This window comes from Bacteroidales bacterium, assembly GCA_035353855.1.
Classification (GTDB): domain Bacteria; phylum Bacteroidota; class Bacteroidia; order Bacteroidales; family CG2-30-32-10; genus DAOQAK01.
On record DAOQAK010000029.1, the window covers coordinates 1 to 12794 of the forward strand.

Sequence of the window (12794 nt, forward strand, 5' to 3'; positions counted from 1 at the left end):
CAACTTCGGCTACTGATGGAGGGAATTTTACGATTTCTTCTACATAAACTCCCGGTGTTTTGTAAGATGTTGCCATGGTTTTTGATTGTTTATTTTTTAGTTTATAATCTTATTTATTTCTATTTTTTATTTATTGTTTTTGTAAACTTTATATAATTTGTATCAAGCCAGTTTGTATCAAAAGGCAGAAAACTATTTTTCAAAATTTTTATCAAAGCCGTACAACCATTGAATTCACTGGTAGTATCAATAAAATAATTTGTAATAAAACTTCCAATTTCCAAAGTATAAACTCCCGATTGCTGATTGCTTAAATCAATGCTGCAATTAAAATAATCGTCATCATTTTTTTTAGAAATATTCTCGGAAATAATATTACCATCCTGATTTTTTATTTTCCATGATGCTTCATCTGCGCTACTTAACCCGCAATCCGTATCTTTTACGTTTACTGAAAAAATTACAGGTTTCAAAATTATTTTTTGATAAATTAATTCAACAGAAGTTGATGTGCTGTCTTTTTTTTCTCCTAAATATATTTGAGGAAAGCTATATTGCACATCAGATGTATCAGGGAAAAAATTTAAATTATTCAATAATGCAGAACTGTTGAAATATAATTTAAAATATAAGGCTTGGTTATCGTCCAAAACAAATTGCGGAACTATTTTCCCGGCATCACTTTCATCCTGCGAACCCTGAAAATAAACAAGAATGCCACCTTCATATGAATGATATCCCAAATCATGATTCTTCATCAAAACCAATGTTGATGCTGATGGAATAATCATCACATCCTTATTGCTTGTTGATGAATCCTGTTCATAATTGATATCAACTGAAAAATATTTTTTATATAATGACCAAAGCATTTTTTTAATTATGATTTACGTAATATATCAAAACCAATTCCACGTACTTCGCCAACATCACCAAGTTTCTTGTTATCCTGTATGCTCAATAATTTCACTTTATATAAAACCGATGGAACTATTTTACTTCCCATAGTCTGCCATAGGCTGTTATTCTGCTCGAATGACAATGAATACAATTCAATTATCAATGATTCAAGATTTGTGATTTCTTTTGGAAAATCATCTTTTTCAAAAACATTTTTGCCCTGAAAAATAGTAATGATATGCGATATTTGTTTTAAAGCTTCAGTATAATCGGTTTTCTGCGCCGAAAAAAGTATATACAGATTCAGTTTTATTTCAGGGTTTACAATTTTATAACTGGAGTCATAAACATTCTCTTTTCTATAATGATTCTGATTCTTATAAAATTTTTCTTCTTCAATATTAATCAAGGTAATATATAAACTATCGGAGGATCCCTCTTTACTAATGCTGTCAATTTTAGTTTCTACAGGAGCTCCAAGCCGTGAATTCAATTCTTCGCTTACATACTTTTTTATAAATGTTAATGCATTGTCAATCATAGCTTATACCTTATATATACATAATCAAATATAATTTTTTTGCTTAAATATATATTATTATCGATTCTTATAATATTTTTTTGTTTGAATAGAAATTAAAGTGTGCCAAAAATAAAATAAAAATGTAACTTGCAAGCAATTTTTTAATTTTTTTTGATTTTTTTAAAACGATTAAGATAAAAACTGTATGTCGGTCAATAGTTTGATAAACCGATTAGCCATAAATTTTAAATATTCTGATGGTATTGAAAGGGGAATAGCATTACCACTCAGCCAGGAATATTATGAAACGCTCATTCAACCTGCAATAGAGAAGGTTTTTGAAAAGTATAATCAATATGATATCCGAATCGAAAAGTTAGAAATTGATTTAAATAATTTAAGCATTGAAGAAATTCCTTTCCGTTTAACTCAATTTTTAGAAGAAGAGATCATAAAATATATCAGGAATAATAAACCTGAAGATTTTAAAAATCCTGAAATAAACTATCAAAAAAAAGAACCTGATTTAAACGATAAAACCCAGGCATTTATCTACTATCTGAAACATGCTATAATCCCTTGGTACTACTGCGGTTCAGACTTATTCGATATAAGTAAAATCACCTATGATATTTTCGTCCGTGCTGAAATAAAAATTGATTTTATTTATAATTTATTACATATTATATCCGGTGATAAAATTGCACTGCAACGATTTTATTATTTAACCGATGATGAAATTCTGGATAAAATACTGGTATCAATTACAAACGCTACTGAAATAAAAACCATTTACGAAATCATTACAAGGTCGATTGAGAAATTAAAAAGAAAACAAAAAGAAGAATTACGAAAAAGTTTTTTCGAATCGATCATACGTGAATCGTATTCAGGGCAAATGAATATGGATAAGGTCATACATACTTTTACTGACATAATTCTCCAACAACCACGATCCAATGTTTTAAAGAAAGAAATAACTACAGCCTTGATAATTTCTTCACCTGAAAAAAGAATTGCATCTATAATGGAAATTTTTTCAAAGCATATTTCAGAGAAAAGAATTTTTATCAAATCAATGTTGTACAACCAAGATGAAGATATTTCAAAATTAAATGATCGTTATTCTACGGAAACTTTCGCGGATTCAGATACAAAAAAAAGAATTCAAATTACCAATGCAGGTCTGGTGATTTTAAACCCTATGATAAAAAACCTTTTCGATGCATTGGGATTTATTGATTCGGGCGGAAAATTCAAATCAGAAAATTTGCGTCAGCGTTCTGTTCATATTCTGCAATCGATTACCGGATTACCAGGAAAACATTATGAACATTTATTACCCCTGAATAAAATTATTTGCGGCATGAATATGCTTACACCTGTTGACCCCATATTCCGTATAAAAAAACAGGAACGTGATGAAATCAACGATATGATTAAAGCGGTACTGGAATATTGGAGCGCGTTAAAAAGCACATCAGTAAAGGGTTTGCAGGAATCATTTATCCAACGTAAGGGAACGATAGAAAAAAGCGACAAAGACTGGATACTGCGTGTTGAAAATACAGGTATTGACTTGCTTCTTGATGAACTTCCCTGGAGCATTAATATTTTAAATTATCCGTGGAACGATTATATTATACATGTTGAATGGAAACATTAGAATTAAAAAAACAAAGCATTAATAAACTGGCTGCAAACGCCGCATTTATTGAACAAGAATTAAAATGGTTCAGTGAAGTTGTAAATACTCGATTAAAAATTTATTTTAATCATGATAGTATTTTTTCATCGATAGAAGAAATACCTGCACCTGAAATAGAAGGAACTCAAAGCCTATACGAGAATTTTATTGAGTCATATAAACTGAATCGTATGGACAGGATTTGTTTAATGCTTTCATTTGTGCCACTATTAAAACCACAATTATTCGATTGCTTCAATATAAAAAATGCCAACACCGACCAGCGCTTTACTGAATTCGGCTGTATTCGCGGCAATCATCATAATGGACTGATACCAACTTTCGAAACACTTTTATTTATTATTGCCGGAGATAATATTTCTGAGCGACTGAATTATATCAATTATTTTCATCATCATTTTTTATTCAAAAAAAGAATGCTGAATTTTGAATTGATATCAGAAAATGAACCTCAGCATAGCGCTATTATTACACCATCTGTTGATTTAATTGCAACACTTATTAAAAGCGGAAAATATTCTCCTGAATTTTCAATGAGATTTCCGGCACGTAAGATTACTACTGAACAACGCTGGGATGAGCTGGTACTTGATGATACGATATTTTCTCAGATCAATGAGATCAAAACATGGATTGAACTGGGCGATAAAATGCTTGATGAATGGAATCTGCGTCGCAAAATGAAACCCGGCTATCGAAGTCTTTTTTACGGACCTTCAGGGTCAGGAAAAACTTTTACTGCAACATTACTTGGGAAGTATACCAACAGGGATGTTTATTGCGTTGACCTTTCGATGGTGGTATCAAAATATATTGGAGAAACTGAAAAAAATCTTTCAAAAATATTTGAAAGCGCAGAAGATAAAAACTGGATTTTATTTTTTGATGAAGCTGATGCATTGTTCGGGAAACGTACCAACATCAAGGATTCGCATGATCGTTATGCTAACCAGGAAGTTTCGTATTTACTACAACGTGTTGAAGATTATAACGGACTTGTTGTTCTTTCAACAAACTTAAAAACTAATATTGACGATGCTTTTGCGCGACGTTTTCAAAGTGTGATTCAATTTACCATTCCTAATGCAGAACAGCGCGAACGTTTATGGAAGAATACTTTTTCCGAAAGAACTGTTTTCGCTAAGGATGTTAACCTTACTGAAATAGCCGAAAAATATGAAGTTACGGGGGGGGCAATATTGAATATAGTCCGCTATTGCTCACTAATGGCAATGAGCAGGAATAATAATATCATTCTTAGCTCTGATATTATTAATGGTATCCGAAAAGAATTTCATAAAGAAGGTAAAACAATTTAATTGAAAAAATTAAATATCATTTATTATGAAATATCCATGCAAACGTAAATTTACACTAACCGTGATGAATAAAATCAAACAGGAGTTTGATCAGGAATTTACTTTGGCATGGATATTCACGAGCTTGCTAGTGTTGCGCCCCATGAATATCGGGGGTGGGAGCAAGCCTGCCCGACTGGCAAGGCGGGTAACAAAAAATATCATTTCTGACAACATACATATTTTATAAACATTATCATTTTTATACAGATGAAAACAAATGACCTAAGGAAAAAGCTAAAATGTATTTTTAGAACCACTATAGTTATTATTTTCTTTTTATTATCATTCCGGGTGAATGTAAATTCACAACCGGTCAATCATATTAATCAATCAACACAGCATCTTTCGCTCCTTAAACGATCTCTAAGATATTATACGAATACAGGAAAACCCGACACTGTAATTAAAAGCGGGGATAAAACAGAAACATTTGAACAAAAGTCGATACAAAATAAAAAATTATCGGGGTTACTACTCCCGGAAATTTATATAAGCACAATTAAGAACGGAAACAGGCAGGTTTCTTTCAGTATTTTTATTGACACCACCTTTTCATTAGCTTATGATGCATCAGCAAATAAATACACCGGTTCATTCAAAATCACTCTTCTTGAAAATACAACTGCGAATACTGAAGAAAAAAAATTAAAAAAACCTGTTTCTTTAGATTTATGGGTTAATCAAAATGTAAAAGTTTCTCCTGAAAAAATAAATATTGATCACATCAACTATCCTCCAACCGAAATAAAAATAACTGACCAATCTTCGGATAACCCTGTTCCCATTAAGGTTATTACCAGTTTTAATTCCAAAGGCTACACTGTTCATCTGAATAAAGAAACGATACTATATATTGAAACCGATGAACAATCCGTTCAGGGTTATGGAGTAGAATCGATCCCCATAAATATTTCTTTGAAAAATTTTACCGGAAACGAAAATATAAAAGTTACCATAAGTACAGATAAAGGCATTGTAAATCCACAGCAATTAACCCTTTCGAAAGAATCTCCAAATGGCTCAGTAACCCTAACTTCAGCAGGAACCAGTAAATCAACAATAAGAATAAGCGCTAACGGTTTTGCAGATAACACAAAAGTTTTCATGTTTGTATTTCCCTGGATGTTCATCATATTTTCTTTATTAGGAGGCGCACTTGGTGCAGTGGTTAAAGTTTTAATGAGAAGATACAAAAAAAATGCTTTGAAAAATTTAGTGCTGGGTTTATTGACCGGATTTATTTTTGCCATTCTTTATTATGTATTGGGAATAGAAATATTTGATGCAAAATTAAACCGCAACATCAATGAATTTGCTGTTTTAGGAATAAGTTTCCTTGGCGCATTATTCTGGGGAACAATTTATAATTCCATCGGCAAAAAATTATTTGGACAAAAAAATTAAATGTTATTTATTTTAAGCATAAGATTACGTTCGCATGTCAAAAACAAATATACAAGTTGCAAAGCCTGTTCCTGTAAATCAAAATAAGAGCAATCCGAGTACAGTGATTTCCTGTTCATCGAAATCTACAGACCTTACTACTGACCTGATTCAACTAAAACCTGATGAGAATTTTAATTGGATGAATGAAAACAGTTCGATCCAAAACAGAATAACATCTGAAATATCGCAGCCCAGTAAACAAAACATCATTCAACCCAAACTTGAAGTTAGTCAGCCTGATGATGATTTTGAAAAAGAAGCCGATTCAACAGCTGATATGATAATGCGTAAATCATGCTGTGGCAGCAGTGAAGAGGATGAAAAAATACAACCAAAATTAAACTCTGATTTCATTACCCGGCAATCACAAGTAAAAGAAAAAAATATTACCTCCATAAATTCATCATTAGAAAATCAGATCATCCATTCAAATAGCAGCGGCAATCCACTTCCCGAAAATACACGCACATTTATGGAAAGCAAGTTTGGCGCCGATTTCAGCAATGTAAAAATTCATACCGATTCCAATGCTGTTCAATTGAGTAATATGTTAAATGCACAAGCATTCACTCATGGAAATAATATTTATTTCAACAGCGGAAAATTCAATCCCGGGAACACTTCAGGAAATCATCTACTGGCGCATGAATTGACGCATGTATTACAACAAAGCAATGGACTAAAAAAGATATCACGTGCTTATTATAACGTGGGTAATAGTCGTGTGAACATTGATTATGGGAATGTGGTTTATCACGATAACACACTTGAATACCAAAGTCAGATTGAAGAAAATTATGCAGACTGGACCGGTCAACCTGCAACTGCAATACAAACAGAAGTAAGTACACTTTCTAATCCTCAGAAAAGATGGCTTCTTTTTGCTATAGATGTTATTACAGACAATCCTATATCATCTTTAAATAAAGTTGAAGCTGTAGAAAGATTAATCAATCATGCACCTGAAGCGCTATATGCTCCTTTGGATAATTACGATTGGCATAATCCTGTGTTTGATTTTGAAAATGAAGTTTTACGGGTAAGCGGTTGGTTTGAATTAGCATTAACCGCAGGGCTTACTCCACCAAGCGCACAAGATCAAAGTTTATTAGATATTGCATACAATCATGAATTAACAACAAGTAATAATTCCGGTTCAACTTGCCCGGCTACAAGAAGTGCAACTGAACAATTGGATGAAGCTGCATTGCGAAGCGACTTACCTCCTTTAATGCGTACATACCTTCAGAATAATGTAAATAGACTTACAGGCAGAGGTGTACAATCGCATAATGTTTCTGATATTTTACCTATAGCTGATATTGTACAACGTGAAGCTTTGCAATTTTTTTCACCATACATAGGAAATGGAAGTGCAAAAGATTTTTTACAAACATGGCAGTACTCATCGCATTTAACAAGTAGTACAGCAACAAATGCAATACCTGCAGATACAGGATTTTACTTCCTACTCAACAGATCCAAAGGTGAAGCCGACAGTAGTGGACTTTTTCAACGTGTAAAATATGATTCCCGTTGCGAAGCTGACCGACTGGTTTTAGAAGATATCATCACTCAATTGCTTACTGAATCAACCGTACAGACACAATTAAATTCCATCTTATCGTGGCAAAGTTTTACATCACAGGATAATGACGGAGCCGAAATGGTTATTAATTTACAATATTTTTCTGACCAGGATGCGTGCGAAAGAAGATGGATACTAGTGAATACATTGTGTCATGAATTAATTCATGCCTATGTTCATCCAAATTTTAGCGGCTTAGCAAATGGAAGAAGAATAGTTATAGAAGGATTTACCGAAGTACTTGGTGACCAACTCTACACCCGCATAAGAACAAAGGCATTAAGCGATCCATCATTTCGTGCTCTATTTGAAACAGGCATAAGCGCCAGCGCCCCTATACCTGAAGCTCAAACAGGCTATGGTGATGATGGCATATATGCAGATCGTATAAGAGTAATTGTTGGTGAAGATAATTTCCGTGCAGCCTATTTCCTTGGACAAACAACACTGGCAGGGCTTCAACCAAAACTTTTCATAGGAAACATTGACAATGAATTTGAACGCGAAGCCGATTATGTTGCTGACAGGATAACAATGAATATTGAACAAAATATCCAAAGTTCAAATATTACCAAAATTCAGCGGCAACCAATGCCCGAAAATCCAAAAGCCACTGTTGTTGAAGCAACCGATGCCGATATAAAAGAGTTTGTTAACTCAGCTATTGATTATTTAAATGAAGCTGCCGATTATTATAAGCTTGCAAAATTTGATCAGAACAGGTTGGATAGCGCCATGAAACAAATTTCACCTATGGCAAACATTTATCCTGAAATGATCAAAACACGATTAAATGATGATGCAGATGTTTTGAAAAAATTTAAAGATGCTTTTAATTTAGCTATCCGGAATTTATTCATAAAAGCAACTGCCGATATTCCTAATACTACTATTATTCAGCTTTATATGGCAAACCTGCAATTCCTTCCAGAATGGGCAAGACCTGATGTAGCCAGTTTTAATCTTAAAGATGACAAACAACGAAAAGATTTTATTACCAACCTTACCAAAGCATTTAATGTTTCTACACTTTTCCAAAATTATCCGATAACAGATAATGCTTCATTAGAATCACTTTTAAAATATTTACTAAGCTTAGTATCCGATTCACAAAATTTAATTGCTGATAAACTCAATAATGATGCAACTCTTGTGGCATCATTAAAAAGCGCTTACCGAAGTACAATTGAACAAATTCTTTTCAAAGCTGCAACAGCATTGAATAAAAACACTACCGATTTATTTTTACAATATCGTTATGGCTCAAAAACACTGTTACACGAATGGGCCGACAAAGAAGTTGCTAATATTACAGTTGCAGTACCTATAGGAACTTCACCCGATCCTATTTCAGGAAACATAACATTTTCATATAATGGGTTTGACATCACTATTGAACCCGATGGTTCGCAATCAGATGAAGGTGCAGAAACCAAATTAAGTTTAAACTTTACAAATAAGATTGGAAAAAACTGGGATGAAAAAAATATTATAACAAGCTTTACTCCTCCAATCACTCCAACAATAACAATCAAAACAAACTACGGCCCTTTATCCACAGCAGCATCAATATCGGGTTATGGTCGTGGCACTACTGCTGAAGATAAACGACTAGGAAATACTTCTCTTGGATATCATGAAAAATCACATAGCAGGAATTATCTTAAATATATTGTGAATAATCCGGCTCCTGTATTTGCAGGAAAAACAGGCGATACAAAAAAAGTATTTACTGACGCTGAAGCTAAATATGTTAAAGCACTAAAAGCTTATGTTCCCGACAACGAAAGAATATCAGAACTAGATACCGACTGCGTTGGTTCACCTAATATTGTGCAATATCACACTAATAAAGGAACGAAAACTAAAGTAAAATGTCCATAATATTAATCTTATCTTTATAAATATGTCCAGACAATTTTTTCAAATAAAAAATGCGAAACCTGTTAACTATAATGAAAACAAGGTTAACAACAAAAGTTCTGAAAATATTATTCAGCGAAAAACTGATGACCATTTTTCCTGGATGAATGTCAATACTGAAATTCAAAACAGGATTAACCAGAATATTTTTCAACCGGGAAAACAAAATGTTGTTCAGCCAAAATTGGAAATAAGTAAACCCGGCGACTATTACGAAAGAGAAGCCGACACGATGGCTGAAAAAGTGATGTCAACAAATAATTTTTCTTTTATTAAAACCGAAAAAAATCAAAACAAAAATTCTATTTCACCTTTTTCAAACTCAGGAACAACAGCAAATTCACAACTTGAACAAGAACTTCAGGATTCAAACAGTAATGGCAACTCATTATCAAATGATGTTCGCACTTTCATGGAAAGCAGGTTTGGCACTGATTTCAGCAATGTAAAAATTCATACTGATTCAAATGCGGTTCATATGAACAGGATGTTGAATTCGCATGCCTTTACTCATGGAAATAATATTTATTTTAATTCAGGAAAATATAATCCTGAAAGTAATTCAGGAAAAAATTTATTAGCACATGAACTTACACATGTAGTGCAGCAATCTTCAAATTCAGCTCCCAGTATCCAAAGAGACGGAGAAAACAATGATGCATTTTCCTTTAATTTCGATTTATTACCTCCTGCATTAAAATTCAGGCTGGGTTCATTCATGCTCAATGTTAATACCAGTTCCAGTGAATTTAATTTTACACAAGGTTTGATGAGAACAACTCTCGGATATTCTTATGGAAGTGATATTTATTTAGGCAGTAGTGGTGGCGGATTCAATTCCCGAATAGGATTTAATCCTTCATCCGACCAGATTTCATTGGGACTCGGATATGACCAATTCAGGCTCAACACCTCATTTAACCCCTCAACAACATCATTTGGATTAGGTCTGGGTTACGGTTCTTCACTTCTTCCCATGCCATCAGAATTAAGTTCCAGTGTTTACAGAGGTGAAGCAGGAGCTGAAAGTGCATTGGGTTCTTTAGGTTCGATGAGTAATCCATACAGCTGGTACACTCAAAATGGCGATAACATTGATGCGATCATGAGCGCGGTTAAATCAACAACATCAATAGGTGATGCGCAAGAAGGAAGTTTTGGTGCAGGACTAAGGTTTACTTATAATCCCCAGTCAGGAGCAATTATTTATGGCGGAATGCAGTGGATCTTCTGATAAACTTCAAGAACCAATCCGTCTTAGGTGGACAATACTTAAAGAAAGATATTTTTAAATTGGAGATTTGAGATTTGATTCTTTAACTTTCTGCTTAATTCATCATTTCTTTTTTCAAAGTATTCCAATAACTTTTTCCGTAGGAAACAAAAATTTCTTCACCAGCTTTAATATTTCTCGATGCCTTAATATATGCTTCGCCCTTTATAATTTCATATCTTGCATTGTTACGCAATCCCTCAACACGTGTTAAACCTGCAGCATCATTGGCATATCTGCCTTTTGCCCACAATGTATACTGAGCATCAATACATCTTCTCTTACTAATAAATAAATAATATCCGCCAAAGCCTTCCTGTTCTTCATTGCGCTTTTCACATTCTTTCCATGTTATTCTGTCGCCATCATATTTTACGATAATATCTCCTCGTTTAAAATCCTTTTCAGCCCATAAACCCATTCCTGATGATGGTATCTGCGATTCTTTTACTTTAAGCATCTTTAAAAAATTTAGTTGTACAAAAATAGCAGAAATAGTTCTATTTAAAAACGTAATCATAAAAAAACATTTAACATTTTTTGATTTCATCAATCGAAAATGTTGTTAATCCCGCTAAAAAATCGTTTTTTTGCAAAAAAAATAATATGGAACATTTCAGAAGAAATAAGATTAAGGATCTGATGAAAAATCCTGAATCTGTAGGCATCGGAAATAGTGTTACTGTTAAGGGTTGGGTTCGTACCAAAAGAGGAAATAAAAATGTTGCTTTCATCGCTTTGAACGATGGATCAATCATTCACAGCATTCAAATTGTTGTGGATGTTCAAAAGTTTGATGAAAATATTTTAAAACAAATAACCACAGGCGCATGTATCGGGGCAAGCGGAACTCTTGTAGAATCGCCGGGTGCAGGACAACATGTTGAAATTAATGCAACCGCAATTGAAGTATATGGAACTGCCGACAGCGAAATTTATCCGCTACAGAAAAAAGGACATACATTAGAGTTCCTTCGTGAAATAGCCCACCTTCGTCCACGTACCAATACTTTTGGCGCAGTTCTCCGAATTCGTCATGCTATGGCTTATGCCATACATAAATATTTTAATGATAATGGTTTTTATTATTTGCATACTCCTATAATCACTGGTTCGGATGCAGAAGGCGCAGGAGAAATGTTTCGCGTAACAACGCTGGATATTGAAAACACACCTAAAAAAGAAGATGGCACAATAGATTTTACAAAAGATTTTTTTGGAAAACCCACAAACCTTACTGTTTCCGGTCAACTGGAAGGTGAGTTAGGCGCCATGGCTTTATCGCTTATATATACTTTCGGTCCTACGTTCCGTGCAGAAAATTCAAATACACCAAGGCATTTAGCCGAGTTCTGGATGATTGAACCCGAAATGGCTTTCTATGAAATTGAAGACAATATGGAATTAGCAGAAGATTTTTTAAAATATCTTATTCGCTATGCTTTGGAAAATTGTTATGACGATTTGGAATTTCTGAATAATATGTATGACAAGGAATTGATTGATCGCCTGAAATCTGTAACTGATAATGCTTTTGAACGATTAACATATACAAAAGGTGTTGAAATCCTTGAAGCATCGGGACAAAAATTTGAATTCCCGATATCGTGGGGAAAAGACCTGCAGGCTGAACATGAAAGATACCTGGTGGAAAAACATTTTAAAAAACCAGTTATTCTTACCGATTATCCAAGAGATATTAAAGCCTTTTACATGAAACAAAATGATGACGGGAAAACTGTTCGCGGTATGGATGTTTTGTTTCCTCGCATAGGTGAAATCATTGGAGGTTCACAAAGAGAAGAAAATTATGAAAAACTTCTTGGCAGAATTCATGAAATGAAAATTCCGGATAAAGATATGTGGTGGTACCTGGAAACAAGAAAATTTGGATCAGCGCCACACAGCGGATTTGGTCTCGGGTTTGAACGACTCATTCTTTTTGTTACCGGAATGGCGAATATCCGTGATGTGATTCCTTTTCCACGTACACCACAGAATGCAGAATTTTAGTTCAGAAAATTTTATAAATATCTCTTGCTTTCAAGTCGGTTTTTGAGTAAATTGCAAGA

General features: G+C 33.6%; 10 protein-coding genes. 7 read left to right on the top strand and 3 right to left on the bottom strand.

Going from position 1 to position 12794, the window contains the following annotated elements; all coding sequences use genetic code 11:
• Window positions 1-119 precede the first annotated feature (119 nt).
• Together PKK00_08685 and PKK00_08690 are read right to left on the bottom strand one after the other, a co-directional pair.
• The gene (locus tag PKK00_08685; GenBank protein ID HNW98469.1) at window positions 120-872 is read right to left on the bottom strand and encodes a hypothetical protein; all 753 of its coding nucleotides are present in this window, start codon (window positions 870-872) and stop codon (window positions 120-122) included.
• 8 nt (window positions 873-880) lie between these two features.
• Complete coding sequence (locus PKK00_08690; GenBank protein ID HNW98470.1) at window positions 881-1441, bottom strand: DUF4255 domain-containing protein; 561 nt, start codon at window positions 1439-1441, stop codon at window positions 881-883.
• Window positions 1442-1628: 187 nt separating this feature from the next.
• Here PKK00_08690 and PKK00_08695 point away from each other — a divergent pair, with 187 nt between their 5' ends.
• The 6 genes from PKK00_08695 to PKK00_08720 are packed head-to-tail and all read left to right on the top strand — an operon-like array spanning window position 1629 to window position 10683.
• Window positions 1629-3089 (top strand): contractile injection system tape measure protein, encoded by a 1461-nt coding sequence (locus PKK00_08695; GenBank protein HNW98471.1) that lies wholly within the window; start codon window positions 1629-1631, stop codon window positions 3087-3089.
• Window positions 3077-4450 (top strand): ATP-binding protein, encoded by a 1374-nt coding sequence (locus PKK00_08700; GenBank protein HNW98472.1) that lies wholly within the window; start codon window positions 3077-3079, stop codon window positions 4448-4450. The genes PKK00_08695 and PKK00_08700 overlap by 13 nt, the downstream gene beginning before the upstream one ends.
• Before the next feature lie 25 nt (window positions 4451-4475).
• Window positions 4476-4679: a hypothetical protein gene (locus PKK00_08705; GenBank protein HNW98473.1), complete on the top strand. Its 204-nt coding sequence runs from the start codon at window positions 4476-4478 to the stop codon at window positions 4677-4679.
• A gap of 20 nt (window positions 4680-4699) precedes the next feature.
• Entirely contained in the window at window positions 4700-5896 is a 1197-nt protein-coding gene (locus tag PKK00_08710; protein HNW98474.1) for a hypothetical protein, read from the top strand.
• Window positions 5897-5930: 34 nt separating this feature from the next.
• Entirely contained in the window at window positions 5931-9410 is a 3480-nt protein-coding gene (locus PKK00_08715) for a DUF4157 domain-containing protein (protein ID HNW98475.1), read from the top strand.
• Window positions 9411-9432: 22 nt separating this feature from the next.
• A complete protein-coding gene (locus PKK00_08720; protein ID HNW98476.1) occupies window positions 9433-10683 on the top strand; it encodes a DUF4157 domain-containing protein in 1251 nt (416 codons plus the stop codon).
• A 94-nt stretch (window positions 10684-10777) separates the two neighbouring features.
• Here the strand turns inward: PKK00_08720 and PKK00_08725 are convergent, their stop codons facing one another.
• On the bottom strand, window positions 10778-11182 hold the full coding sequence (locus PKK00_08725) for an SET domain-containing protein (protein ID HNW98477.1): 405 nt from the start codon (window positions 11180-11182) through the stop codon (window positions 10778-10780).
• A 146-nt stretch (window positions 11183-11328) separates the two neighbouring features.
• On the opposite strand from PKK00_08725, the gene asnS reads away from it, so the two are divergent.
• Entirely contained in the window at window positions 11329-12735 is a 1407-nt protein-coding gene (gene asnS, locus PKK00_08730; GenBank protein HNW98478.1) for an asparagine--tRNA ligase, read from the top strand.
• The last annotated feature ends 59 nt before the right edge of the window (window positions 12736-12794 follow it).

Coding starts and splice junctions, on each gene's coding strand:
- PKK00_08715 (HNW98475.1), top strand. CDS start 5,931: ATGTCAAAAACAAATATACAAGTTGCAAAGCCTGTTCCTGTAAATCAA.
- PKK00_08685 (HNW98469.1), bottom strand. CDS start 872: ATGCTTTGGTCATTATATAAAAAATATTTTTCAGTTGATATCAATTAT.
- PKK00_08705 (HNW98473.1), top strand. CDS start 4,476: ATGAAATATCCATGCAAACGTAAATTTACACTAACCGTGATGAATAAA.
- PKK00_08725 (HNW98477.1), bottom strand. CDS start 11,182: ATGCTTAAAGTAAAAGAATCGCAGATACCATCATCAGGAATGGGTTTA.
- asnS (HNW98478.1), top strand. CDS start 11,329: ATGGAACATTTCAGAAGAAATAAGATTAAGGATCTGATGAAAAATCCT.
- PKK00_08720 (HNW98476.1), top strand. CDS start 9,433: ATGTCCAGACAATTTTTTCAAATAAAAAATGCGAAACCTGTTAACTAT.
- PKK00_08710 (HNW98474.1), top strand. CDS start 4,700: ATGAAAACAAATGACCTAAGGAAAAAGCTAAAATGTATTTTTAGAACC.
- PKK00_08690 (HNW98470.1), bottom strand. CDS start 1,441: ATGATTGACAATGCATTAACATTTATAAAAAAGTATGTAAGCGAAGAA.
- PKK00_08695 (HNW98471.1), top strand. CDS start 1,629: ATGTCGGTCAATAGTTTGATAAACCGATTAGCCATAAATTTTAAATAT.
- PKK00_08700 (HNW98472.1), top strand. CDS start 3,077: ATGGAAACATTAGAATTAAAAAAACAAAGCATTAATAAACTGGCTGCA.